This window comes from bacterium, assembly GCA_016708025.1.
Taxonomy (GTDB): Bacteria; Zixibacteria; MSB-5A5; order GN15; family FEB-12; genus FEB-12.
On record JADJGQ010000004.1, the window covers coordinates 15,917 to 40,973 of the forward strand.

Consider the following 25,057-nt stretch of genomic DNA (forward strand, 5'->3'; position numbering starts at 1 on the left):
AGGTCCTAGGGCTCGCCAAGCTTCTCAAGCAGAGGCCGACTTCACAATCGCGCGAGCACGAGACCTGACGGCCCTACGCCGATAGACTCAGAACTTCTTCAAACAACTCCTCACCACCGCCACTCGCTCCCGGATAAACTGCTCCCGATCCATCGCCGGTCGATACACAAAATTCCGGCCATCTTTCTCCCGCACCAGCATCCCCTTTTCCGCCAGCCGGGCAAGCACAGTCATCACGGTGGTGTAAGCTCGCTTGTTTTCGCCAAGAAATGTCAGCGCCTTTTTGACTGACAACTCCCCATGTTTCCAGGCAAGTTCCATCAGTCTGGCTTCGGTCGGTCCGAGAAAGACGGTAAGACCGGCCCCCTCGGGATCAAAATAAAATGTCTGATTGGCCACGGGTGGTTTGAATGAATTTACGGGCGTGGCTCACGCTTGGTATGCTTGAAGATCATCGATGCACCCACTGCGATGATCGCGAGCGGCCAAAAATAATCCCACCAGGCGCCCTCGATAATATCCAGTTGCCCCAGCAGGATCAACACCCCCATCAATAAAAGCAGGATCCCAACAAACATCGCGTACTCCCGTGCAGCTATGAAATGATTACCTCTTGATACGATGGTCTGGTCCGCTTGGTTGCGCAAGGATCAAATTCAGCCTACCGGACAAGAAAACGCCTTCCGAGGGAAGGTATCTCGGAAGGCGTAAAGGGAGGAGGAGGGTTGGGGTGTTCTACGGTTTATTTAGAACTCTTCAACTTTCGTGCTACTGCGGCGGCGCCAAGCCCAATGCCCATCAGGATCATTGTCCCCGGCTCCGGAGTGGGAGTCGGTGATGGCTCCGGCTTATCGCCACGATGCTCTGTGTCCGTCTGGTTGTACTGCTTGCCATGGTTCGGTTTCGGGTCTTTCCCTTTGCCGTCACCCGGCTTGTTCGGTACCGTGATGCCGTAGACGTCCGCGAAACTGATCGTCATGACGAGCAGAAACGCGACAACCGCTACAACCCACTTTCCGAATCCCGATTCGTTTCGATGATAGATCTTCATACCTATGCCTCTTGTCGAAGACTATCGACTGTTATTACTGACTCCTACAAAAGCAAAGGTGATGCCAACCCTATACTGAACTGATTCGAGGCCCCCTAATGCGTTGTTATACAACAAGGTAATCTAATGGCGCTTTGCCCGTTTTTGACCCTCTCGATTTCGCCCCGTATGACATCCCTGCAATTCCTTGCACAAATATAGACCGCAACGATTAGCACTCACGGACAGACCCCGGTTTATAGAACCGTTCTCCAACCGCAGGAGTCAGCATGACCAGTCCGCGCGGGCGCTTGGTCGCCCAACTCGATCTTCAAAATCAATCGTCTATCGCCGAACTGATCCCACTCGTCAACCAACGGATCAAACCGCCCACGCCGCTGTCTGAATCAGACCTCTTCATCCGGGCCATGTACATCCTCTCCGACCAAACCAACGCCTATGGTGGCAAATTCCCTGTCGACGAACATGCACGCCTGGCAGAGCTGTTGATTGACTCGCCCGTCCTGGTCGGACATCGACGCGACCTTCTTCCGATCGGACGAACCTTCCATGCCGTCTGTCTCGAACAGGATGGCCGCAACTGGGTGAAAAGCTATTTTTACTGGCTTAAATCCGCCGAGGGTGCGGAAACTCTTCGCGACAACATCGATGCCGGCATTTACAAAGAGTGCTCGATCGGTTTTGTCTACGGACTTCCGGAATGCACGATTTGCGGCAAAGATATCAGGCTCTGCGCGCATCAACCGATGCAGCGCTACTCCATCAACGGCGAATCAACTGAATGCTGTTTCAACTATCGCCAGATCGACCGTGTACTCGAAACCTCTCTCGTCTACCGGGGCGCGATCCCCGACACCTCCATCACTCGTGACCTGGCCATCCGGAAATCGACCGGCACTCCCGAACCGGTCATCCTCTCCGCCCTCTCTCAACTCCCCTCCGCAGACCGCTACCTTGTCACGCCCCGGTACGACGGGATCGATATCAAACTGACCGCTTGTCCGCACGGATGGTCTCTTTCTCGACTGAATGGCGAGTTGGTCGACCTTCCGATTGATCAGCTCGCCGCATCACTCACCCCGGACAAAGACCGCTTCGCGCGTTTGGTCGGCTTCCGCGGCAGAGAGCGTTTTTCGTCTCGTCACCTCGAACGATACCTGGCTGATTCATCCGGCCCGATCTCCCGCACCACTCTCTACATCTACCCGCTCGATGAATCCGAGCTGCAGTCGCTCCAGAAACCGATCGAGTCGCTCGCCTGTCGTTTCATCCGATCCCGCTTTGTCACACCTGATCAACTTGAATCTGCGGTGGCAGAGATCGCCACTCGCGATGGCGCTGAGATCCGTCCGCTCGATCAAACTGCATCCGCCCACTGCTATCTCTATCGCCCGGATACTGGAACTGCTCGTTCATCCGATCCCATCACCCTGGCCCGTCTGGCACATTCCGATGATTGGCTGCTGGATATCCGGCAGGATCAGCATGTGCAGTTCATTATCCGGCAATTTGATCCGGCCAGATTTCGCCAGTCCGCACGCTTTGTCGCCGACCCGATCCTTCCGCCCATGCAGATCCCAACTGATCCCCAGGCGCAACTCACCTGGCGACAGGCCAACCTGACTACCACCGGCCCGTCGCTGACGTTATCAGTTGGAGAAAAACAGGGGGGAGAGCTGCGCCTTCAGCCGATCAGATTGCAGGGGAAACCGCGCTACCTGTTTTATCGGATCGATCAACCCTCGCCCACCGGAAAGGAGCACGCATGATCACCCGACTACCCGAGCGACAGTCAGAGCACCGTCCCCGCACAAGGCGCGATCCCGAAAATTCGCTCTTCCGCTTCAGCGGCCAACTGCTCAACCTGCTGATGATCGCGCTCTCTATCGCCGCCGCATATTTCATGACGATCCAGTCGATCAAGGTCGAACTGGCCGCCAAAGCTGAATCCGCATCGGTCGCCGCGCTTGATCGCAAGCTGGGAATTGTCGAGATCCTCCTCAAAGAGGGCGTCGTTAACAAAGAGGAGTTTTACCGCTTCTCCAGTTCCGTCGACTCCCGCCTCGCTCGTATCGAATACTTTGTCTCAGACCCCGCACAGGAGAGAAACCGTGCCCGCACCCAACCATGATTCTTTCGACCCGACCGAGGGAGCGAGACTGGCCGACCAGCTCGAATCCCGGCAACTTCCGCTTCTCGATTTTGACCGCCTGCGAACCTGGCTTGGCGAAGCATGCGAACAATTCCAACAGATCGCTCGCCAGGCAGAAGACCACCAACGTCTCGCGCAATCTGTCCGGCAGACCGAGCATGAACTGAACCTTTTTCGCGATGATTACCAGGCGCGCATTGCCGGGATGCTCAAAGCGATCGCCATCGCTGATTCATCTCACTCGCGACAGGACTCGCTCGCGGAGATCATCGACTCTCTCGCCGCCATGTCGGCTCTCGAACTGATCTCCTGTTACCGCAAAACATCGGCGATCCTCCGCGACCATTTCCCCAACAGTCTCTCACCCCTCAAACCCTGACGGCAACCGTCGCCACGGCCGATGCATTCAACCACAATTTGCGCGGCAGACGTCCCCGTCTGCCCGACAACAAACCGCCGCGACCCCAAACTCTTGAAAACCGTACCCCACCATTTATGCTGGGCTTTACAAGGAAACCAATATGTCCATCCGCGACCACAACCTCGAATCAATCGCCCCTGTCTTCGCCTCATTCAAGATCCACCAGACCACCGGCGTCGATGACCTCAAAGATGCCAACCTGGGCCAGCCGGTGATGCTGACCGGCAACTCCGAGATCGGCCCTATCACCAATGGCGGCCAGCTCCTCGGAAAACTGATCGCTCTCACTCTCACCGACATCGACACCGGCAAACGCGTCGCCACCGTCCAGATCGGCGGTATCTGCCGCCTGGCGGTTTCAGCAACTGTGCCGGTGATCGGCAACCGTGTTGTCGGCGGCACTGCTGGCACGATCAAACAGGCGCCGGTCTTGGCCGCCTATGATCCGGCCGGCGGCAATATCGCCCGCGGCACCGTCATCGACATCAACGGCACCACCGACTGCTTGATCCTGCTGAACTAGCCAAGATTCACCTCTCGTCTTCGCTCGAGGCGACAGTTACACACTCCGCTTTACCCAAACGCGTACTCCACCCTGGTGGGGAGGGGGGGGGGGGGGGGCGGGGGGGGGGCGGGGACGAGACCCGAACGTTGACATCAAACTTTTCGTCACCCATCCCCACCACTCACGGTGGCCCACCCAAGGAACCCCCATGGACTTCAATTCTTTCCTCACTTCCGCCGCCCTGGCGAACCTCTCCAAAAACAGCGCCGATCCAACCATCTCCGCCAATCTCGACTTCACCCGCGCCGCCGCTCTCGATATCTCCCGCGATAGCTATCTCGAGGCCGAATCGCGCGGCATGACTCTCTCCGAACTGCTCGAATCCGAGGAATACGATCCCTCACCGCATGGCGCACCGCTCGATGCTTTCGAGCGACAGCTCGCTCTCGCCGGTGTCCGTCTCGGCGGCAAACAACCGACCACCGTCGAGCAATTTTACCAGAAAGCGCCTGCCCTGATGCCCGAGTTCATGTTGCGCGAGATCAAGAAAGGACAGCAGATGCGTCCGGAACTCTCCCGCCTGATCGCCTCAAGCACCGTCATCAACTCCAATCGTTACACGCCGTTTTTCGTCGACACCTCAAGCGACAAGAAATTCGCGCTTCGTCCCGTTGGCGAGGGAGCCGAGATTCCGCAACTGATCGTCACCGAACAGACCCATGCCATCACCGTCTCCGATTTCGGCCTGACCCTCAAAACATCCTATCGCGCACTGCGCCACCGCTCGACCGCCCAATTCCGCGTCCTGCTCTGGTACATTGGCTTCAAGATGCAGACTGACAAGATCGGGATGATCGTCAACACGCTCATCAACGGCGATGGCAACTCCAATGCCGCCCGTGTCGTTAATGCCGCCGCCACCGGTACCCTCGCCTATGGCGATCTCGTCAACCTCTGGGCGCAATTCACGCCGTTCGAAATGACCACCCTGATCTGCCACATCGACAAATTGAAAACGATCCTCAACCTGACCGAATTCAAAGACCCGCTCATCGGCTACCGTTTCCAGCAACAGGGTGAACTGATCAGTCCGCTCGGCTCGACCCTCGTTCGCTCCGATGAAGTTCCCACCGACTACATCATCGGCCTGGACAATCGCTTCGCTATCGAAGAAGTCATCGCCCAGCCGCTCATGATCGAATATGACAAAGTGATCGAACAGCGCTTCGAAGAAGCCGTTATCTCCGAGGCCGTCTCGTATGCCAAGGTGGTCAAAGAAGCCGCCGTCATCCTCGACACCGTCTTCTAAACCGTACGTCCGGACATCTCTCTTTCGACCATATGGTCGTTCCGTCAGGTCCTAGCGCTCGCCAGACTTTTCAAGACAACTCTTTCATCTCAACCACGCGAGCGCGAGACCTGACGGCTCCCATAGGTGACTATCATTTACTGAACTTAATCTCCTGCATATGAAAACCGTACCCCACCATTTATGGTGGCCTTCACATGTGCGCGGCAGACGTCCCCGTCTGCCCGCACCCCCAACCCTCAACCCATCCCACCCATGCGCAAGAAACTCTCCGACACCACCGCCCTTTATCCCCTCGGCCACCCGACCGGCCAGCGACTCCTCCGCTTACCCTCCGGCCCTTTCGCCGGACGGCTCGTCGCCATCTACCTGGCCGATGAGGGAGAGCTTCGCCTCGCGTACGCCGACCCTCCCGCCACCACCTGGTCGACGCCGCTGACCATGGCCACCGATATCGCCGACCTCTCTTACGATTGCTGCATCGATCAGCAATGCAATATCCAGATCGCCTATCTCGATCCCATCGCATCGTTCCTCAAAACGCGAAAGCTGACTTACACCAATGGGAGCTGGACAGTCGGCGATCCAATCATTGTTTACAGCTCGCATCCAACCCTCAACCCATCGATCGTCGTTGATCCCTCCGGCATGCTCTGGCTTGCCTTCAACCGACTGATCGATGGCAACTGGTTTGTGCAACTGAAAAAATCTTCCGACCCCGGCGCAACCTGGGGGACAGGCGCCACCGACCCGGGGGAGACGCTCTCCACCGGTTCAACTCAACTCACCACCAAGCTGATCGCCGCACCGGAAACACTTCACGCCTTCATCGCGTATGCCAACAGCAAGATCGTGGCGCGCGCAATGCCCTACTCTACCACACTCTGGTCCGATGAGTTCCTTATCGCCTCCGGGCTTACCGGGTTCGGACATCAATTTGATGCCGCCCTTGGACCCGATGGCCGACTTGCCATCGCCTACAATGACTCGGCGTTTCGCGTCCGCGAATTCGATGGCCTCACCTGGTCCGCTTCGACCACGCTCGATCCATCCGTTCAGCAATCTCCTCAGGTCGTCTTTCGCAACACCACGCCGGTCGTTCTCTGGTTGCAGGGATTCAATTACGAACAGCGACGATTACTCTTCAGCTCTCGACAAACCGGAACCTATTCCGCACCGACTCCGCTTGATCCAAGAGCTGACCTCTTCGATTCAGTGCTGCTCTACAATCATGCGGCCGACACCTATGCTGACCTAACCGCCGCCGCCGCCGATTCAACTTTGTCCGACATCTTTCACCCATCTTCCGGCGCTCTTTTCAAGAATGCCGGCGATTCTCTCTTCGTCGGGATGAATAACCGCTTCCGCTACCTACATCTTCTCCTCGACCAACTCGGAGCAGGGGGGACCGTAACATTCAGCTTCTGGAATGGCCACACCTGGGTTCCTTTCATGCCGTCGAGCGGTACCACACTATTCGACTCCAGCCCGTCCCGCATTGCACTCTGGACTGATTACCAGTCGATTCCCCTCGACTGGCAAATGAAACTGATCGCCAATCACCAGCGCTACTGGGTCCGCATCGAGGTCGCCTCGGAATTCAGCATCGGTCCGATCGCCAGTCAGATCACCGCGATCTCTGAACTGCAAACCCTTATCGCGCGGAGGTAAGAAATGTCCTATGTCACGCTTGATCATCTCCGCCCATGCCTGATCGCCGACTCTCCCGCCACCGAACAGATTTTCGACCAGCCATTTCGTTTCGCCGGTCTGGATTTCCAACGCTTTCATGGCGCCTCGATCGACCCTGCCAGCCTTGTGGTGAAATCCCGTCACGCCACTGCGCTCACACGCGTTCAACTTACTATCGGCCAGTCGCCGGTCACACTCTCCGATTCTCCGATCGTCCCGTACTCTCTGCTGGTCGCCTCAAATGCCTCACTCACTCGCCTCTATCACGAAAATGTCGACTTCACCTATGACTCCGCCAACCGCACTATCGCCCTCAAACCGTCCGGTGCATTACTCCCCGGAACCACTCTGACTATCTGGTTTGAGCCGTTCACCATCTATCAGCCCGGATCGGACTACTCGCTGAATGCCGACCGTGCCGAGATCCGTCGCCTCACTTCCGGTGAGATCGCCGATGGCGAGTCGGTTCTCCTCGACTTCACTCCGCTCTACACCCCTTTCTCCGATGATCTCCTGGAGTGTGCAATCTCTGAGGCCAACGGCCTGATCGAGCGGGAGATCGACCCGGACAAGCAGTTCGGTGCCGATCAGACCCTGATTGCCGCCGCCCGCTCACTCGCGCTCGAGATCATCTGCCGCACTGCCGCGACACGCGAACTCGCCTCTGGACTGGCACTCGACAAGATCGCTCTCGCCTGGAGCGCTCTCGCCGACAACCATGCCTCGCGCGCCGAACGACTCCTCAAATCTTTCCGCCCACCGCTCCTCTCTCCAAAACCACCAACCATCAGATAGGAACCGCCCTCATGTCCACGCTCGAACGAGTCACTGCACGGCGAACCTGGCTTTTGCATGATTTCGCTGTCTGGGGAATCCCCACTCTGGGGGAATTGGATCTCTTGCTCGCTGAATTTCCTTCGTCCAGCGGCGAGCTGTTTTACAGCAAAGCCGATATCGGCGATTCAGCGCAAACAGTCCAGTTTTCCCAACTGACCGACCATCGCGGCAACCCACTCCCTGACACGATCAACACACCGCATATCATTGTTCGCCCCCGTTCATCCGCCGCCGCTTTTCTGGTTGGCCGCGAAACCGACCACTCCTTCCGCATTGCCCATGATCCCGCTGTCGAGGGTCCAGTGATCGTTGACCTCCTGATCACCGAAATGGGGGAGTGACATGCTTCAGGGCTCATACAAAGTCATCAAACCGCTCGTCGATCTGGATAAACTCGACCTCCTCATTGACATCTGTCTCACCGGTCTGATCGACCGCTCCGAGGATACCAAACTCCCGGACTTCGTCAGACTCGTCGAACTGCGCCACCGCATCGAACCACTTCCAAACGAAAAGTCGAACGATCTCGGCCAGATCGATAAGTCGCGCGCCGAACAACTCCCGTGTGGCGATTCTCTCCCCGATAGCGCAGGAGACTCTGCCGAATGACCCGCACACTCCTCATCCTGCTTTGCCTTTGCTCATCCGCATTGAGCCAGACCACCATTTATCATTCCTCCCGATCGAACGAGAAAGAACCTATCTCCGCGTCTTTCCGCCTCTCTGATCTGGCGCAACCGAGCCTCACCAATGTTAGCTTCCAGATGAGCCTCGGCAGCTCTGCCACGCAACAATTTCGACCGATCCTGTCGCTCCAGGATTCCTCCACCGCCATCCTGCAACTGATCCTTGCCGACACTCTGCGTGACTACTCGCTCAAAGAATGCCGCATCGATGACCGCCCCGGCCTCTGGTTTTACTCCGGCGATTCACTCCGCCATCTTTTCTATATTCGCCCCGATGCTTCGCTTGAGTGGGAGATCATACTCGACTCGCCCACCACTGTCCGCCAGTTTACCTTTCCTATCAAGCTCGAAAATCTGATCGCTTACTATCAACCCGAACTGACCGCAACAGAGAAAGCCGAGGGATACCACCGTCCCGATTCAATCGTCGGATCCTACGCCATCTATCGCAGGTCGGGCGGCAAACTGCTCCACATCACGCGCCCGCGCGCCTTTGATGCCGATGGCAACGCTATCTGGTGCGATCTGAAAATCGACTCCCTGCTGACCATCACTATCCCCGAACACTTTCTCGCCACCGCAACTTTCCCGATCAGGATTGACCCTTCGTTTGGCTACAGCACTGCCGGAGCCTCTTCGCTGGCGGCCGCCTCTATCCGATGTTACGGCAATCGCAACAGCAACTACCGCTACACCGCCGGACCCAACCAGCGTGTCGACAGCTTCCGCGTCCATCTGCGCACGCTCACGGGGAATAATGACACTGTCGATGTTGCCCTGTACTCGTGGAACGGCGGTATCCAATCGCGGCTGGACACCGCCGTCTGGGTATTCACTGCCAGCGCCACCGCTTCCTGGGTCAGTTCTGCTCAGGTCGCCCAATTCCTGACAAATGGCACCACTTACACGCTTGCGATTAATCACCACGAGGGTACCCCGCGAATTTCCTACGATGTCGGCTATTCCGGCGACCATGGGTATGACACGGTCGATGACCTCCCGGTTACCTGGACCGAGGATGGCACCGGCACTTATCTCATCTCAATGCAAGCCTGGTATTCAACTATTGCCACTACAAACACCCCCACCCGCCGCCGTCGCCTATAGCCATTGACACAGAGCCTCTAACGCGAAGGAGAATGTGCTATCTCTAGCACTCTTTCTTCCCTTCTCCCTCTGGGAGAGGGTGCCCCGAAGGGGCGGGTGAGGGCCACACACCTCCTTGGAGTATTTATGAAACTTCTTCTTCCTCTAATTCTCATCTTTCTCACCGCTTTCTCCGCCCACGCCTCCACCGCCATTGTCACCAACAACAGCTCGGCAGGGAATGCGGAGGATTCACTCACCCTCACCTTTTTCGTTACCGACACGATCGGCAATTTCGCCCTCGCCGATTCCTTTTACGTCATGCTTTTTTCTCCCACCGGAGATTCGATCTTCGCCGCCGGATACACTACCGCTTCCGCCGAGATCCGCTCGCTCACGCTTGGCACTTCCGGTCGAAAAGGGTATCGATGGACCAAGGAGGTTGCCGAGATCGATGGCTCCTCGCCTCGTTCCGGCACCTATTCCGGCATTCTTATCGCGGTTGATACTCTCGATGGCCCCTCTACCGCCCGGCTCGATCTGGGCTTTACGTTCGCGTTCATTCTCGAGCCGTCCCTCGCGGACCGGATCCCCATCGGCGATACCTGCCGTGACAACAAGCCGGTCAACCTCGCGCAGATCTCCGGTGACCAGACCGCGGCCGATAATCTCGAATCGATGCTTGATAACACTGGCGGGCAGACGCTGAAACTTGGACGACTGGTCATCGATGGTTCCTACGAGGGCGCTGGCTCACTCTTCGTTCGCAATAGTCACGCCGCCGGTATGGCGATGCAGATACTCGGGACCGGCACCGGTATCGATCTTGCCGGAAGCAATGGCGCCGGTCTCTCCATTGCCGGCGGACAACAGGATATCTACCTGCATGGCACCGGCAAACTCCATGGTGCTATCTCTGAATCTCTCCTCGTCGACATGAGCAGCTTCAATGCTTCGCTCGACAATGACAGCTCCCTCATCACTTTCCTGCGTGCCGGGATCGGGGGAGAGGGGGGAGGTAGTTGCGCCGGTTCAGGCGCCTATTCGGTTTTGCTGACCGTAATCGACACCACCAATGATCAAGTCATTCCTGGAGCGCAAATCACTATCCGCAATATTGACCAGTCCGCGCTACTCGCTCTCGTCGAAACCGACAACCTTGGTCACGCCACCGTCCATCTCGATCCTGGCGATGTTGTTTTCATCCCGAGTGCCCCCAATTACATTTTCCCCTCAACTGATACGGTCACTGTCACTGGCTCTATGTCCGCAACTCTCTCCGGCTACCATTTCGACCCGGGACAGCCAACCGCCCCCAACCTCTGCCGTCTGTATGGTTTTCTCTATGGAATTGATGGTCTCCCCGAGGGAGAGGCTACCGTCACCGCCTCACTCCCTTCAGGCGCTGTCCGTTTCAACTCACTGGTCATCTCGCCATTCACTCGCGCGACCACCACAAATGCCGAGGGCTACTTTGCGCTCGACCTGATCCCTTCGGACCTGCTGGATCCTTCCGGCGCAAAATACGAGATTACCATCACTCGCCGCGATGGCACCATCCTCCGCCAACGCCTCAAAATCCCCACCACCCCCACCTGGCCACTCCAATGGTGACATCGACTCTGACACTACTCGCTAACATCGTCATTGCGAGGAAGCCGGCCGGATGATTAGCATTTATGCACCGCCAATCCTCCGGCTGACGAAGCAACCCCCTGCATTCAAGATTTTTGAGCGGCAGACGTCCCCGTCTGCCCTAAATGTTCCGTCAGGTCCTAGCGCTCGCCTGACTTCACAAATCCGTTCTTGCATTTCGATTGCGCGAGCGCGAGACCTGACGGCCTACTTTCGATCTTCAGGCAACCTATTCTCATTCAACCCTAAACCCAACTGGAATCCCCCATGCAACCCACCTTCATCTCCGCCGATTCCTTCCTCGGCATCCTCGGCTCTCTTGGCCTGATGCTCGCTACTTTCCTCGCCAAAAAATACGTCATCCCCTTCTTGCAGGTCGGCAAACGGCAGAAATACGCCGAGTACATCGCCACTATCGCCGATGACCTGATCGACAACCTCCGCCTGAAATATCCTGACAAAACCTGGCTGGAACATCTCGATGAGGTCGTCGACACGCTCGTCGCGATCTGCGGCATCACCCCGGAGATCGCCAAACGCGCTATCCAGGCCTCCGCCGCCCGCAAGTAACCACCCCCATCGTCATTGCGAGGAAGCCGGCCGGATGATTTGCATTCATGCACCATTAAACCTCCGGCTGACGAAGCACCCCCCCACATTCAAGAAGAATTCGTCCTTCATCGTCATTGCAAGTAGCGAAGCAACGAACCAACCCCTTCGCTTCCCACAAAAAAAAGCCCTGCCGATCTCGGCAGGGCTTCTTCTATTCAGCGCTCATCAAAATCTCAATAGCACGGCGCCCCGGCATTCCCTAACAGGAAATTCATGTAATAAACGATATCGCCAATATTGATCACCCCGTCACAATTGGCATCGGCTCGTCCCGACCCACCCGAGGGAGGCGTGCCGCCATCGGTCAAAAAGAGGATCAACAACGACAGATCCGAAAGATTAACCGAGCCATCGCCGTCGTAGTCGCCGGGCCCAAGTGTCCCTTCGCAACTGTAATTCACCAAAATCGCGTCATACCCTTCAAGGCTCGTAGCGTCGACTGCTACTGAACGGAAGAAATAGAGATTATCTTCAGACAATCCCTCCGGCACCCAATTGACCGACCACCCATTTGCGCCGTTCAGATCCATACCGACCGCCTCGCGCGTCGGCGACCAGCCCTTTGCGGTCATGGAGATGGCGATATCGATCGTATGCCAGCTTCCGTTGACATACACTTCGCTGATCGGACCATTCACCCGGATCGACACCGTCTGCGGCGCCCCGCTGTTCACCGGATTGGCGATCACGATCTTGAAACTTCCATCCGGCTGTTCCCACTCGGCGAAACCGTCCACCGCTACCCAGTAGCTCGGCATGCCGCCCAATCCAAGCATCACGACGCGCTGCTCTTCTTCAACCCATGTCCGCAACTGCCAGTAATTGGGCGAGCGGCGCAGCCCGAAATCAAACTCATCACCTTTGGTATAAGCGTACTGCTTCAGCCCGCTGAACAACAACTCGTCGGTTGTCCCGAGATTTGCGCGTGTCTGCATCAACACCGCCAGCGATTCCGCCACCTGAACCATCGTCAGCGTGGTGAAACCGGACCGCATGATGGTCGTAAATCCACGGTCATACCACTTCTTCGCCGCGATCGCGCCGACCGCCGGACCACTGTAGTAATTTCCGAACTCTCCATTCGCGATCGAATTTCCGTCCGAGCCGTTTCCGTTCACATCCCCCAGCATCTGCTGGTGAAGCGTGGTCAGGCCCGATGAATAATTCAGCGCGCCATGTTGCATGAACAGTTGCACGCCCGTCAGATTTTCATCCGTACTCTGCATCAGGACCGACAGCGGCGAACAGAAATCATCACCCGGATCGGGGGAGATGATCCGCGCGATCGGCGGTGTCGGCTCAAGCGTCGCCGCGATCTGCGCCGAAGCTTCCCGACCTAACGTATCTACCGCTCGCGCCCGGATACTCACCGCCCCTTCCGGAACCGATGAAAAATTCCACGCGACACTATATCCGTTGCCTGCCTCGGCGGCGGCGACGCCGCTCCGAAGCGGTCCCGTGCCGTCGTAATCGCGGCCGAATTCTGTCCAGACGCCGTTACGCAGATATTCAAATGAAACATAGTCGATGATCTCTGAGCCGGAGGTTTCATCCGCCCAGACCTCCGATGATCCCATCAGGGTTGACCCATCAACAGGGGAGAGGAGACTGATCGCCGGGGCCGGGTGATTGCCGCCCGATCCACCAGTTATCCCCGCAACCTCCATCGCCAGGCGACCGGGGAAATTATACTCCGAACCAAACTCCGGAGGGAAATTGCAGAGATCCACAAACCCAACCGTCGTATCCCAGATATTGTAGGAATGACACGCCTGCGGATTGTCGTCGATCACGATTGCCGCGCCGACAGTCAGCGTCGAACCAATGAAGAATCCCGCGAAAAATGGCTCATCCATCGCGATCGGCTCATCCAGCGGAATCCAGATATTGTAATACCCCGCCGCCGGAACAGTCACTGTGTAATCGGAAGAGATCGCCAGCATATTTCCCGGTACGCGGCATCCGCCGGTCAGCGTCACCGCTTCCTCGATATCCACCGCCACCGTGACCGTGGTGGCCGCGTCGAAGATCATCGGCATATTGACCGCCGTCACTGTGTATGGATAGGGCGACGCGCAATCCGCCGCCGGATCGATCAGCGCTTTGTACAATTCATTCCCGATCACCCAGCCATCCATGCGATAGACGATCTCGTCTATGCTGGCCGCTGTGCAAGCTTCGGCCGCAGTAAATGACTGCAGCATATGACCTGCTTGAAGTGTGATAAAGTTGCTCGGCTGGACTCGCTCTACCTGTCCCTTTGGACGCGTTGCCGCTGATGCTGCAACCGCCAGGACCAGCACGAGGCACCCGGTGAGGAATGACCGGTTATGCATTGGCTCTCCTTCGCGATGGATACCGTTCTTTCCTTTGATTATCGTTCGATTTTCCGTATACTTGATACTCCTTGCCGCAACGTCACTTAGGCGTCGACAAAGGAACCGAGACTGTGCAGGAAATGAACAGCATGTCGAACCCGGGACCCACTCCTCGTAAACCCGCCTGGCTGACCGTCAAACCGTTTGCCGGCACTGAGTTTAACCGTGTCAGCGCACTCCTCCACGGTCTCGGCCTCCAGACCGTCTGCCAGGAAGCTAACTGCCCCAACCGCGGAGAATGCTTTAATCGCGGCACCGCCGTTTTCCTGATCCTCGGACCCAAATGCACCCGCAATTGCCGCTTCTGCGATGTTACCCCCGGCCTGCCATCACCGGTCGACCCTACCGAACCTTCCCGCGTCGCCGAGGCTTCCTCCCGACTGAATCTCCGCCATGTCGTCATTACGTCGGTGACGCGTGATGATCTCCCCGATGGCGGCGCCGCTCAATTCGCTGAATGTATCACCCGCGTCCGCGATCTTCTGCCGAAAGCAACCATCGAGGTATTAACCCCGGACTTCCGCGGCAACCTCCAGGCGCTGGAACTGGTCCTTGCGCGAACTCCCGATGTTTTCAATCACAATGTCGAAACCGTCCCGCGCCTTTATCCCGCCGTTCGCCCTGCCGCCAACTACCGGCAATCTCTCGAGGTTCTGGCCGCCGCTCATGGGCGCAAAGGGATCTGGGTAAAATCCGGGATCATGGTCGGACTGGGGGAGACAGTCGATGAATTGAAACAACTGTTCGATGATCTGGCGGCATCCTCTGTTTCACTATTGACGATCGGCCAGTATCTCGCTCCATCCGCCGCTCATTATCCGGTCGACCGCTATTTGCACCCCGATGAGTTTGGACATTTGCAAAAACTCGCCGTACAATCCGGTATACCAACCGTTTTCTCCGGACCGCTCGTTCGCTCTTCCTACCTCGCCGACAATATGATAGCGCTTACCCGTTCGTGAACTTTTTCTTCAAGCGCAATTTCTAAACAATAACTCTCTCGTTACTGGACTTTCCGCTCCCACAGCCGAAAACTGGAGGGACGCAAACGTGTAACAGAGGCGCGAATGATTCCTGCATCAAATGCTCGACTCCTGATCGTTGACGACGAGCAGTACATCTGTGATATCATTCAGGAAACCCTCTTAGAGGAGAATTACGAGGTCAGCACCTTCGCTTCTCCCCAGGAGGCGCTCGTCCATTTGCGCAATAATCCGGTCGATCTCGTCCTCACCGACCTGATGATGACCGATATCTCCGGCATCGATATCCTCCAGGCCGCCAAAACCTATCAGAACGATGCCGTCGTCATCCTGATGACCGCCCACCCCACCTTGCAGACCGCCGTCGCGGTCCTCAAACAGGGGGCGTATGATTTCCTGGTCAAGCCGTTCAAACTAGAGATCCTCAAGGCGACCATCAAGCGCGGCCTCGCTCACCAGCGCGTCGTTCGCGATAACCTCCGCCTCAAAGGGCAGGTCGATTTCCTGAAAGCCGCCAGCGCTATCTCCATCGGCGTCGATATCGACAAGTATCTGCACATGGTGCTTTCCTCGGCCCGGACCGAGCTATCCGCCTCTGCCGCCGCCGTCATTGAGATCGATCCCCATTCCAACGAAGTTCTGCGCCGGCTCTCCATCGCCGATGAACCGGAACTCAACCTGCTCGTTCTCGATGAATCGCGCCTCTCCGGATTCGCCGGACATCGCGTCTGCGAGCCGCGTATCGTCAGCGAACCGGTCATTCGCGACGGCGCCCCCATGACCCAGACCACTATCTCCAGCCCGATCTATATTCGCCGGAAATTACACGGCGTCGTGAACCTCGTGCTGTTCGATCGCTTCTATCGCATCAGCCCGGGGCAGATGGATGTCCTCACCATCCTGACCAACTCGGCGGGTTCGGCGATCTCCAATAATCTTCTTTACCACAACCTGCAGACATCCTACCTGCAGGCTATTCGCGCGCTGGCAAACGCTATCGAAGCCCGCGACAACTACACCGCCGGCCATACCGATCGCGTTATCAAACTGGCTGAGAAAGTCGCCCGCTTTATGGGCTGGTCGGACACCCGCATCAATCACCTGATCGTTGGATGCACGCTCCACGACATCGGCAAGATCGGCGTCCCTGATTCCATTCTCAACAAACCGGATCGCCTCACCGATGAAGAGCGCGAGAAGATGCTCAACCACCCCAATGTCGGCCTCCGCATCGTCCGCGATATCGAACTCTTCAAACCGTCGCTCCCCTATATCGCCGCGCACCATGAACGCTTCGATGGCAAGGGTTATCCCAATGGTCTCGCCGGCGAAGCTATCCCGATCGAGGGCCGCTTGCTCGCCGTCGTCGATACCTTCGATGCCATTCTCTCCGATCGTCCCTATCGCAAAGGGGCGACTCTCGAGATCGCATTGCGCGAACTGGTCATCAACAAAGGGAAGCAGTTCGACCCGAAACTGGTCGATATCTTCTTCGATGTTCTCCGTGCGGGATTGATAAACTTCAGGGAATTGTACGAGCGGGACGAAGATATCGCTATCCTCGACGACATCCTTAAGTCTGAATCGGTATTGGTGTAAACGACAACAGCAGTATTATCAGCGCGATTATCCCCATCACCTGCGCAGTTCTCGTCAACGGCTTTTCATCATTCAGTGTTGGCGGATGTTCTACCCGGAATATCAGTCCAAGCGCCGCGAACAACCACCACATCATCGACTGAAACCCCAGCACTACCAGGCAGGCCATCGCCACCCAGCCAAGAATCACCTGTTTCCGTTTCAACAGACTATAGGTGATATGCCCGCCGTCGAGCTGGCCGATCGGCAACATATTCAGCGCCGTCACCAACAGCCCCGCCCATCCGGCAAACGCCGCCTCCGACAAAATGTATACCGAACCTGCCGGTGCATCCCCCGCGGTCCAGATCGCCAGCACCCGGAAGAGTATCGACTCCCCACGTAATGTCCAGGCAAGATCTCCCAGATTGACCGCCGATGTCGCCACTATCATCGAGTGCGACAATCCGTACACCAGCCACCCGATCGCCACTATCCACCCAAAGATCGGCCCGGCCGCGCCGACCTCCATCAAGTCGCGACGGTTCCAGAATGGCGAGCGTGACTTGATCACCGCGCCAAATGTCCCCAGAATATTCGGCGCCGGAATGAAATAGGGCCACGAGGTCGCTATATGCCGACGCCGACTCGCGATAAAATGCCCCATCTCATGCACCAGCAAAATCGAGATCATCGCCACGGTAAAAAGTATCCCGTCCCCGCGCAAGATCGCCGCCTTCATCTGGGGCCAGCTTCCGCCAAGCGCCCAGAATCGGAAAGAGAGCGACACAAAATAAACCGAAACGATCGTCGCCAGAAAGAGCGCGACATTCAACAGTGGAACCCTCAGCTTGCGCCGCGGGTCGAGCGTCAACAGCAATGGCCCATCCGGCGTCTCCGACAGCGTGTAATCATACCCCGCCATCTTCAGCCGTTCCTTGAGAATGACCACCGAGCGACTCCGGTCGAACCGGAATGTCAGGCTTACCTGCCATTTATCCCCATGCGGATACAGAGCGTCGATCAGGAATATATCCCCGACCAACGGCATCAGGATCGCTGACTGTATCTCGGCCTGACTCTGCTGCATGTTGTAGAGTATACACCCAAACAGGGAAGAGGCGACAGCAAAAAAGATGGCGCCGCACTTACAGCGGCAGACAAGCTCGATTTGAAGTGGGAGGGTTTTGTGAGAGAGGAAAGTTTAGTAGGAGCCGAATATCTTTCCCTTCTCCCTTTGGGAGAAGGTGCCCCGCGAAGGCAGGGGGCGGATGAGGGCTTGCACAAATCTCACCACCTCGTCATTGCGAGGAAGCCGGCCCGATCACCTGCATTCATGCACTCACAAACCTCCGGCTGACCCCACAATCACCGCGAACTCGTCCACCCCCTTCCTAACGGGCCACAACCTGATGCCTGCCTCGGCCAAGTTCCGTCAGGTCCCCCACCGTTCAGTCAGGGCAGACGAGGACGTCTGCCGCTCAACCCCCACCCACAAAAAAAGAACGCGGGCGGCTTTCGCCACCCGCGTTCAAAACGCAGACTGTCTACGTTACAGTCAGCTTACTGGATGATGAACTTACCCACCGGGCACGGGCCGTAGTGGAAGTAGTAGTTCACCAGGTAAGTGACGTCAGCACCGTTGATCAGGCCGTCGCCGTCCACATCACCGAGGTGAGCAAACGGAATGGCGCCCGGACCGGAGCCGGCAACGTTGTCAGCCAAAGCAATAATGTCAGCGAGGTTGACCACGCCGTCATTATTGATGTCACCACGACCATAACCAACCCACTTGTTCAGCAGGGTGGCCAACGGAGCGTAGTGCGAAGTGATTTCCGGATCAACAACATTCATCGCGAAGTGGGCGATCGCGAACGAGACGGAATCTCCGCCTGCCGCAAAGCTCTTCTCGACGAACGTCGCAAACACGTCTTGGTCATCCGCAGAGTGCATGCTACCCTGTGAAGAACCGCCGATCGGCTGGTTCATCCAGAAGTAGGACGAATCGGCGAAACCGTTACCGCGAGCGGTACCACCGGTCGAAGGAGAGGTCATGGACTGGGCGCGAGCCAAGGCCTTGACGTTCTTCAGCGGAGTGTACTCGTCGCCGGCGCAACCGCCGCCAAACGGCAGCTTCACCATACCCCAGACCTTCTGAGGAGTAGGCGCAGTGATATCCGCGCCGTAGGTGAAGACCGTCGAGATCGTACGGTCGATACCAGCGGTATCCGGGTTCACGACGTCATAGTCAATACCAACGCCGAACTTCCAGTTATTCAATTCCTGGCCGTTACGGGTCTTGACTTTCATGATTTCAACGGAGACATCATTCAGCATGGTATACGGAGCTGCAACATCAACTGCACCGAACGTGCTCGTCGACACCACAAGACCCATGGTCGAGTCGTTGTCGAAGAACGCCGTTTCAAAGTTCAGCCAGTTCCACGCCGCCGCACCAGCGCCATCCGGATCGAAGACCTGAACGGAGTCAATGTAATCCTTGCAAACCAGGTTACCGGTCAGCGGGATATACGTGATACCGTCAGTCGTGATCGAACCAAGAGAGACGCCAGTCTGGAGAGCCGGCTTGCAATCATCATTGCAACGGTTCTGGTCAGCCTGCATAGACGTCCATGCATCAGCTTCCTCACCACCGCTCCACCAGTCCTGAGAGTTCAGAGCGATACGGCTACGGGTTACGCCGTAAACATATGTGCCCTGATAGAAGGAGGCTGCATCGCCCAGGATCTTGAAGTTACCCGGGGTTGGGCCCCAGTCACCGGTACCCAAACGACCAGAGTTCGCCACGGACTGCAGGTTAGCAGAGCCGGCGCCGAACTTCAGGTGAGTGGTATCGATCAAGCAACCGCCAACGAGGGTCACCATGATCTCGGGATCTGCCGTCACATCGTTCAGGAAGAAGTCCGGATCATCGGTGTCGAACGAAATGTAGAATTTGTTCGGACCACGTGGCAGAATAGCCTGGTTGACATCCAACACGATGTCGAACGTGTCGCCAGGATTCACTGTCAGCGGAAGGGTCGCGGCGCCGTTAATGTACGGCGGCATCGCCAAAGCCGCACGATTCATCGAACGTGAGTTCGCATCCACGCGCAGTTCGTCGTTAGCCGTCACCAGGCCGGATCCTTTGAACGCCTTCGTAGAACGGTCGGTCAACTGATCGGCGATGGAGGCAGCGCGATCGGATACGTCAAAGTCGCTCCACTGGCCGACACCCGGCCCAACGGATCCATTCGACGCGAGGTCGATCGTGTATGTACCGGTCACGGTCGCGCAACCAGTGTTCGTATAGATAGCCGGCAGAGTCACCGGGAAGCTCGGCGCGTTGCCGAACGAAACCGGCGTCGTCGGAGTATAGTCCATGATCTCGAGACGGCCGCGATCCGCGCCTTTTTCAAGGGCGATCATCGAACCGGCAAAGGTACCAAAGACTACGATACCATCCTGCGAGATCGCTCCACCCGCGCCAGCGCTGGTGAAACCAAGTGACAGGTGGTCAATACGACGATGGAAAATTTCGTTGCCGTCGGCGGCATCGAAACAGGAGAGATAACCATCGGAGTTGAACAGGTAGATCTGAGCATTGGTCCCGTCACCTTCGCAGGTCATGAAACCGTTACCCAGAGTGGAGCCGGTCGTCTTCGCCACGCCGCCGTCACTGATCCAGTTGATACCGCCAGTGAAGCGATTGTGCGAAATAACCGTGCCGCCCAGCGGAGTGCTCGTCCAGGTCGAACCACCAGCCACGATGACGGTCGTCGCGTGCATCATGATGTTGGCCGCCGGATTCAATCCGCCGCCCTGATACGTATGCTGAGTCGGGGAGACCGCTACGACATCAAACGTCGCCGCGTCAAGAATGTACAGCAATCCTTCATCGTCAAACACCGGAGTGAAATACGAAGAGGTCACGTACACCTTGCCAGCATACAACGCCAGCTGATCGGCAAACGTCTCGTTGGTCGAACCAAGAGTCGAAGTACCTTCCAGCGGACCATCAACTGACAACTGACGCTGGATAGCGCCGGTCGCCGCGCTGAGCTTGTACACGTCGCCGTCCGGGATTCCCGGAGGAGCCGCGATCGTCGCGGTGTACAGGCTGGCGCCGTCAAACGCCAGGTTACGAACAGGGTTCGAAACCAGCGTGGTACCCCACAGCTTGTTACCAGTCTCAGCGTCAGCCGCTAAGATCTGGGACATCTGAGTACCAAAGAAGACCATGTCGGTGCCGGCAATGTTGGCCACGACAGGGGCAGACCAGTTTGTAAAGCCTGAAGCTACTTCACCAGCGAGATAACCCTTGGCGATCGCGTTGGCTCCGCGGAGATCCCAGAGAACTGGGAAGCCGGGCTCCATCAAGACTGCCATCATCGAGCTACCACCACCATAGAAGAGAACCGGTTTCGGAATGCCGCCCACGTCGATCGTCGCGATCGTCGGGGTCGAGCGAACCAATGACACTGCCACGTAGTACGGGGCAACGTTACCGGTGAAGGACGCCAGCGAAAGGCCGGTGTTCAAGCTGAGAATGTTGATCTTAGAGTTCTGAACGCAAACCACAAACGTATCCCAAATGATCGGAGCGTTCTGCTGAATGGCGCCGCCACCCGCAGTGTTGCTGCCGAAACCAGGATCCGTATAGGTCCACTTGATATTCAGATCGCAATAAGCGTCAGAAAGAGGCACGCCAGAGTGTCCGGTGCGAGCATAATCACCGGCGTTGGTCGGCCAATCCGCCGCTACGCAAGTCCATCCAGGAATGATGACCGAGCAGAAATCAACTTCGATGACCATATTCTCCTGGTCGCCAGGGCCAAAGATATCTTCTGAGCTGAAGTATCCCGGACCAAGCACAGGGACGAGGAAGCGAGCGCCGCCGTTAACGTACGGGCCGGCTCCATCATCTGTGATCATGCGAAGGGTGTCGCCTGCCGCTGTCCCTGACGAGACGTTGGCATAACCGACAAAGAAGTCACCGAGAACCTGGAAACCACCAGGGATTACCACTTCCGTCCACCCAGCCGCATTAGGAGCAAAGTTCGGTGTGATGATGGTATTCCACATCATCGCGCCAGGATCAGCGCCGCCATCGGACATGATCCGGAGATCCATTTGCGGAAGCACTGGGGTAATTGCATCGAGTGTCTTGTTCGTCGCAAGCACGCGGATCTTGTCGACGCGATTGATCACGTCGGCATTAACCTTCTGGTAACCTTCCAGAAGACCGGCAGGACGCATCGTGTACGCCCAGGTCGGTGCGGTCGCGTAGAGAACTTGGCTCTCGCAATTGTAGAATTCGTCCTGACAAGTATAACCACGGATCAAGAAACCAGCATCCGGGAAACCGGCGGAGTCAGCCCAGAAGGAGGCTACGCCAGTACGGGTCCAGGCATCACCAGGGGCGGTGAAATTCAACGACCCGCCGGTTTGAGTCTGGGCACCCCAGTTGTTGGTCGCCCAACGCAGTACGCCGTCGGCCGGAAGATCACTGGTCATTTTCAGAGCCAGGTGATACGGTCCGGAGACAACGAGATTAAACGACGAGAAATCAACATTAATGACCTGCCACTTCGGGCCCGGGCCGGCCGCAAAGCCGCCGTTCGGGAAGAGGCCAATGCCGGCAGGTACATTCACCGTCGCCATCGGAATCCCATCGGGATTGCCGAAGCCATCGTCACCCATCACCATAACATCCACGCCGTTGGTGCTTGAGCCACTATAGACATAGCCCCATGCATCATAAACGAGGTGCTGTAGCTGAACGACCTGCAGAGTCTCGGGGCCGGCGGCCACGAAACGCTGAGCCCATCCATTGAGGGTAGCGCCAAAGAATGTCGGATCCGGGGTATCCCACAGATAAACCGATCCGCCAAACGGCGAATTCAGGTTACACACCGTGTAAACTTCACACTGATGCGGGGACATCCAGTTATCCAACTGGAGACCAAAAGCGGAAAGCATGTCCATCCAGCCCAGGTAGTAGTAGTTCGAACGAACGTTGTTCGAAGGAACACCAGCGCGGAAAGACAGGGAGTCACTGATCACCGCACCCGTACCGTATCCGAGGGATACGTGGTACTTCGGAGCATCGATGGTGACCGGAGTCGTCATCGGGAAAGTGAACCACGTCGCCGCGGACACGTTCGGCAATGCATACTCTTCGCTATAAATGAGGGCATCCGGGAAACCGCCCGCGTCAGACCAAATGCTGACACGAACCGGGAGACCCGGGACCGCCGCTGCGCGCTTCGCGTAACGGATAACGATATCGATTTCGTCAATAATGGCGACGTGGTCCAACTGCTGGGCACCATCGAACATCACTGAGAATTCGTCACCGATATACGCACCAGTCAACGGATCCGCATCATACAGGTTGAGGCGATATGCCGTCGTATTGGTGAGATAATAGTCCTGGTAATAGCAGGCTACGGTATCGACGTCCGACTGACTCGGGCGCGGTCCGACCGGCGTATTATCCGGAACAGGGAGCAGAACACGGCCTGGGGTGCTGATCTCTCGATCACGGAGATTGTTCGCTCTATCGGGGGTTGCACCACCGAGAGGCTGAAGTCTCTCTTTTGAGCACCGGTCGGTCCGATGTCTGAAAATGCTGTACCGTTCAGGGCCAAAATAAGACCCAAAACGAATACCGCGGTTAACAGTCTTTTTAACATTAATTCCTCCTTAAAAAAGGAATAGGTGAAATCGCCTTCTGAAGTCCGGAGCACGGCCTAACCGATATATCGGCCAATTGGACGTTCCCCATAATCTCTTTGTGTCTAGGGAAATGTGAGATCTTAACTTCAGGCCACGAATTCATGTGTTATTCCCATCTTGGAGTCAGGAGCCTCCCGCTTCAGAACTGCCCTACTGGGGAGTGACTCCTAAGTATATAGCCGTGTGAAAATTCGAATCGCTTCTGAATGCTCGATACAGGTAAGAACTGATCGATACCTCCTGCTGATTATCCACTATGGGTTTCATGTTACTGTTGTTGTTGCAGTAAATAGTGGATAGAAGCGGTAGACGCAGGACGATCAAATGGGGTGCACTCGGTTCCGCAGGACTTTCCGATCAATAACAGCAAAACCGTCATCAATGCGGAACCACCCTGCTGAGGGGGTCCGAGATCACGTTATCATTCGTTCGTCTGATATAAGAGAAGGAATCTTTGTCGCAACCAGTTACAATTTTGGCTCTCGAACTAGCTGTGACTTACACACACTCAGCCAGTAAGGTAATCTTTTCCGCTTTTTTGTCAATACCTTATTGATCAACATTTTCCACATTTTCACATTATCTGAACGGGGGAGAAGTACAGCAAAGTACAGAACCCTCCCCCTCCCACAACCTCCCCCCACCACTAGTCCACATATAGAGAGAGTGCTGGAGCATGGTTCAAATGCTCCTTCTATATAATGTACACCCCTCTCACCGGCCTCATCGAAGGGGGGAGGCGTTGCATGTCTGGGGAGGGGGGAGAGTGGTTCAAGTTGCGTCGGGTCCTGCTTCGAAGCCGACTGCCCGCCTCTTCCCTTTGATCGCCGGTAGGGGAGAGCCGTAGGTCGGTGTTGAGGGCGACATCATAGGAACTCTCGACCTATGCTGCCACTCCCCTCAGCCCGAAACCCGACATCTTACTGGATCAGGAGATATGGTAGAAGTTGGATAGGGCTAAGCAAGTTGCGTCGGGTCCTGCTTCGAAGCCGACTGCCTCCTGCTCACCTTTGATTGCCGGTAGACGAGAGCCGCTTCGAAGTGTGACCTGACGCCTCTTACCCGGGAGCACGCTTTCACCGGAGCAGGCTCCGTCAGTTCTCGCGCTCGTTCTTTTGAGAAGACGGGAGCCGCTTGAGAAGTCCAGCGAGCACTAGGAACTGACGGAACTTGTGAAAACAGATGTCATGGATAGGGGCCAAGCTTGTTGCGTCGGGTCCTGCTTCGAAGCCCACTGCTTGCCGCTTGCCGTTGGTCGGCGATATCTGCGACTCGCTTCGAAGTGTGACCCGACGCTCCCCCTCCCATCTTATCCACACATTATAGTAGTCCACATCCCCCGCCCAACCACCCAACTTCGCTTTCCGCCGCGCCTGCCGCAAACTACCGAA

20 protein-coding genes are annotated in these 25,057 nt (G+C 56.7%); 14 read left to right on the plus strand and 6 right to left on the minus strand.

Annotated elements, in window-relative coordinates; genetic code table 11:
• Window positions 1-87: 87 nt before the first annotated feature.
• From IPH75_13480 to IPH75_13490, 3 genes are all read right to left on the minus strand, one after another.
• On the minus strand, window positions 88-399 hold the full coding sequence (locus tag IPH75_13480; protein ID MBK7143079.1) for a BlaI/MecI/CopY family transcriptional regulator: 312 nt from the start codon (window positions 397-399) through the stop codon (window positions 88-90).
• A gap of 17 nt (window positions 400-416) precedes the next feature.
• A complete protein-coding gene (locus IPH75_13485) occupies window positions 417-578 on the minus strand; it encodes a hypothetical protein (protein ID MBK7143080.1) in 162 nt (53 codons plus the stop codon).
• Window positions 579-742: 164 nt separating this feature from the next.
• Window positions 743-1,051 (minus strand): PEP-CTERM sorting domain-containing protein, encoded by a 309-nt coding sequence (locus IPH75_13490; GenBank protein MBK7143081.1) that lies wholly within the window; start codon window positions 1,049-1,051, stop codon window positions 743-745.
• 269 nt (window positions 1,052-1,320) lie between these two features.
• On the opposite strand from IPH75_13490, the gene IPH75_13495 reads away from it, so the two are divergent.
• From IPH75_13495 to IPH75_13550, 12 genes are all read left to right on the plus strand, one after another.
• Complete coding sequence (locus tag IPH75_13495; GenBank protein MBK7143082.1) at window positions 1,321-2,820, plus strand: hypothetical protein; 1,500 nt, start codon at window positions 1,321-1,323, stop codon at window positions 2,818-2,820.
• Window positions 2,817-3,182 (plus strand): hypothetical protein, encoded by a 366-nt coding sequence (locus IPH75_13500; protein ID MBK7143083.1) that lies wholly within the window; start codon window positions 2,817-2,819, stop codon window positions 3,180-3,182. The genes IPH75_13495 and IPH75_13500 overlap by 4 nt, the downstream gene beginning before the upstream one ends.
• Window positions 3,163-3,582, plus strand: a complete 420-nt coding sequence (locus tag IPH75_13505; protein MBK7143084.1) for a hypothetical protein — start codon at window positions 3,163-3,165, stop codon at window positions 3,580-3,582. The genes IPH75_13500 and IPH75_13505 overlap by 20 nt, the downstream gene beginning before the upstream one ends.
• 142 nt (window positions 3,583-3,724) lie before the next feature.
• Window positions 3,725-4,147 carry a hypothetical protein gene (locus IPH75_13510; protein ID MBK7143085.1) on the plus strand — a complete coding sequence of 141 codons (423 nt, stop codon included), beginning with the start codon at window positions 3,725-3,727 and terminating at the stop codon, window positions 4,145-4,147.
• Window positions 4,148-4,337: 190 nt separating this feature from the next.
• Window positions 4,338-5,438, plus strand: a complete 1,101-nt coding sequence (locus IPH75_13515; GenBank protein ID MBK7143086.1) for a hypothetical protein — start codon at window positions 4,338-4,340, stop codon at window positions 5,436-5,438.
• Window positions 5,439-5,693: 255 nt separating this feature from the next.
• Window positions 5,694-7,109: a hypothetical protein gene (locus IPH75_13520; GenBank protein MBK7143087.1), complete on the plus strand. Its 1,416-nt coding sequence runs from the start codon at window positions 5,694-5,696 to the stop codon at window positions 7,107-7,109.
• Window positions 7,110-7,112: 3 nt separating this feature from the next.
• Complete coding sequence (locus IPH75_13525) at window positions 7,113-7,925, plus strand: hypothetical protein (protein MBK7143088.1); 813 nt, start codon at window positions 7,113-7,115, stop codon at window positions 7,923-7,925.
• Between the two features lie 11 nt (window positions 7,926-7,936).
• Window positions 7,937-8,308, plus strand: a complete 372-nt coding sequence (locus IPH75_13530) for a hypothetical protein (GenBank protein MBK7143089.1) — start codon at window positions 7,937-7,939, stop codon at window positions 8,306-8,308.
• A 1-nt stretch (window position 8,309) separates the two neighbouring features.
• A complete protein-coding gene (locus tag IPH75_13535) occupies window positions 8,310-8,576 on the plus strand; it encodes a hypothetical protein (GenBank protein MBK7143090.1) in 267 nt (88 codons plus the stop codon).
• A complete protein-coding gene (locus IPH75_13540; protein MBK7143091.1) occupies window positions 8,573-9,760 on the plus strand; it encodes a hypothetical protein in 1,188 nt (395 codons plus the stop codon). The genes IPH75_13535 and IPH75_13540 overlap by 4 nt, the downstream gene beginning before the upstream one ends.
• A 126-nt stretch (window positions 9,761-9,886) precedes the next feature.
• On the plus strand, window positions 9,887-11,353 hold the full coding sequence (locus IPH75_13545; protein ID MBK7143092.1) for a hypothetical protein: 1,467 nt from the start codon (window positions 9,887-9,889) through the stop codon (window positions 11,351-11,353).
• 288 nt (window positions 11,354-11,641) lie between these two features.
• A complete protein-coding gene (locus IPH75_13550; protein MBK7143093.1) occupies window positions 11,642-11,944 on the plus strand; it encodes a hypothetical protein in 303 nt (100 codons plus the stop codon).
• 215 nt (window positions 11,945-12,159) lie between these two features.
• On the opposite strand, the gene IPH75_13555 is transcribed toward IPH75_13550, so the two are convergent.
• Window positions 12,160-14,322: a hypothetical protein gene (locus IPH75_13555; GenBank protein MBK7143094.1), complete on the minus strand. Its 2,163-nt coding sequence runs from the start codon at window positions 14,320-14,322 to the stop codon at window positions 12,160-12,162.
• 122 nt (window positions 14,323-14,444) lie between these two features.
• Between IPH75_13555 and lipA the strand changes: the two genes are divergently transcribed.
• Entirely contained in the window at window positions 14,445-15,326 is an 882-nt protein-coding gene (gene lipA, locus IPH75_13560) for a lipoyl synthase (protein ID MBK7143095.1), read from the plus strand.
• 105 nt (window positions 15,327-15,431) lie between these two features.
• On the plus strand, window positions 15,432-16,946 hold the full coding sequence (locus tag IPH75_13565) for a response regulator (protein ID MBK7143096.1): 1,515 nt from the start codon (window positions 15,432-15,434) through the stop codon (window positions 16,944-16,946).
• Here the strand turns inward: IPH75_13565 and IPH75_13570 are convergent.
• Together IPH75_13570 and IPH75_13575 are read right to left on the minus strand one after the other, a co-directional pair.
• Window positions 16,921-18,015 carry a site-2 protease family protein gene (locus tag IPH75_13570; GenBank protein MBK7143097.1) on the minus strand — a complete coding sequence of 365 codons (1,095 nt, stop codon included), beginning with the start codon at window positions 18,013-18,015 and terminating at the stop codon, window positions 16,921-16,923. The genes IPH75_13565 and IPH75_13570 overlap by 26 nt on opposite strands.
• A gap of 473 nt (window positions 18,016-18,488) precedes the next feature.
• Window positions 18,489-23,303, minus strand: coding sequence for a PQQ-binding-like beta-propeller repeat protein (locus IPH75_13575; GenBank protein ID MBK7143098.1), 4,815 nt, complete (start codon window positions 23,301-23,303; stop codon window positions 18,489-18,491).
• Window positions 23,304-25,057: the final 1,754 nt, after the last annotated feature.

Coding starts and splice junctions, on each gene's coding strand:
- IPH75_13525 (MBK7143088.1), top strand. CDS start 7,113: ATGTCCTATGTCACGCTTGATCATCTCCGCCCATGCCTGATCGCCGAC.
- IPH75_13515 (MBK7143086.1), top strand. CDS start 4,338: ATGGACTTCAATTCTTTCCTCACTTCCGCCGCCCTGGCGAACCTCTCC.
- IPH75_13555 (MBK7143094.1), bottom strand. CDS start 14,322: ATGCATAACCGGTCATTCCTCACCGGGTGCCTCGTGCTGGTCCTGGCG.
- IPH75_13520 (MBK7143087.1), top strand. CDS start 5,694: ATGCGCAAGAAACTCTCCGACACCACCGCCCTTTATCCCCTCGGCCAC.
- IPH75_13530 (MBK7143089.1), top strand. CDS start 7,937: ATGTCCACGCTCGAACGAGTCACTGCACGGCGAACCTGGCTTTTGCAT.
- IPH75_13495 (MBK7143082.1), top strand. CDS start 1,321: ATGACCAGTCCGCGCGGGCGCTTGGTCGCCCAACTCGATCTTCAAAAT.
- IPH75_13540 (MBK7143091.1), top strand. CDS start 8,573: ATGACCCGCACACTCCTCATCCTGCTTTGCCTTTGCTCATCCGCATTG.
- IPH75_13490 (MBK7143081.1), bottom strand. CDS start 1,051: ATGAAGATCTATCATCGAAACGAATCGGGATTCGGAAAGTGGGTTGTA.
- IPH75_13565 (MBK7143096.1), top strand. CDS start 15,432: ATGATTCCTGCATCAAATGCTCGACTCCTGATCGTTGACGACGAGCAG.
- IPH75_13570 (MBK7143097.1), bottom strand. CDS start 18,015: ATGCAGCAGAGTCAGGCCGAGATACAGTCAGCGATCCTGATGCCGTTG.
- IPH75_13550 (MBK7143093.1), top strand. CDS start 11,642: ATGCAACCCACCTTCATCTCCGCCGATTCCTTCCTCGGCATCCTCGGC.
- IPH75_13545 (MBK7143092.1), top strand. CDS start 9,887: ATGAAACTTCTTCTTCCTCTAATTCTCATCTTTCTCACCGCTTTCTCC.
- IPH75_13485 (MBK7143080.1), bottom strand. CDS start 578: ATGTTTGTTGGGATCCTGCTTTTATTGATGGGGGTGTTGATCCTGCTG.
- IPH75_13500 (MBK7143083.1), top strand. CDS start 2,817: ATGATCACCCGACTACCCGAGCGACAGTCAGAGCACCGTCCCCGCACA.
- IPH75_13510 (MBK7143085.1), top strand. CDS start 3,725: ATGTCCATCCGCGACCACAACCTCGAATCAATCGCCCCTGTCTTCGCC.
- IPH75_13535 (MBK7143090.1), top strand. CDS start 8,310: ATGCTTCAGGGCTCATACAAAGTCATCAAACCGCTCGTCGATCTGGAT.
- lipA (MBK7143095.1), top strand. CDS start 14,445: ATGAACAGCATGTCGAACCCGGGACCCACTCCTCGTAAACCCGCCTGG.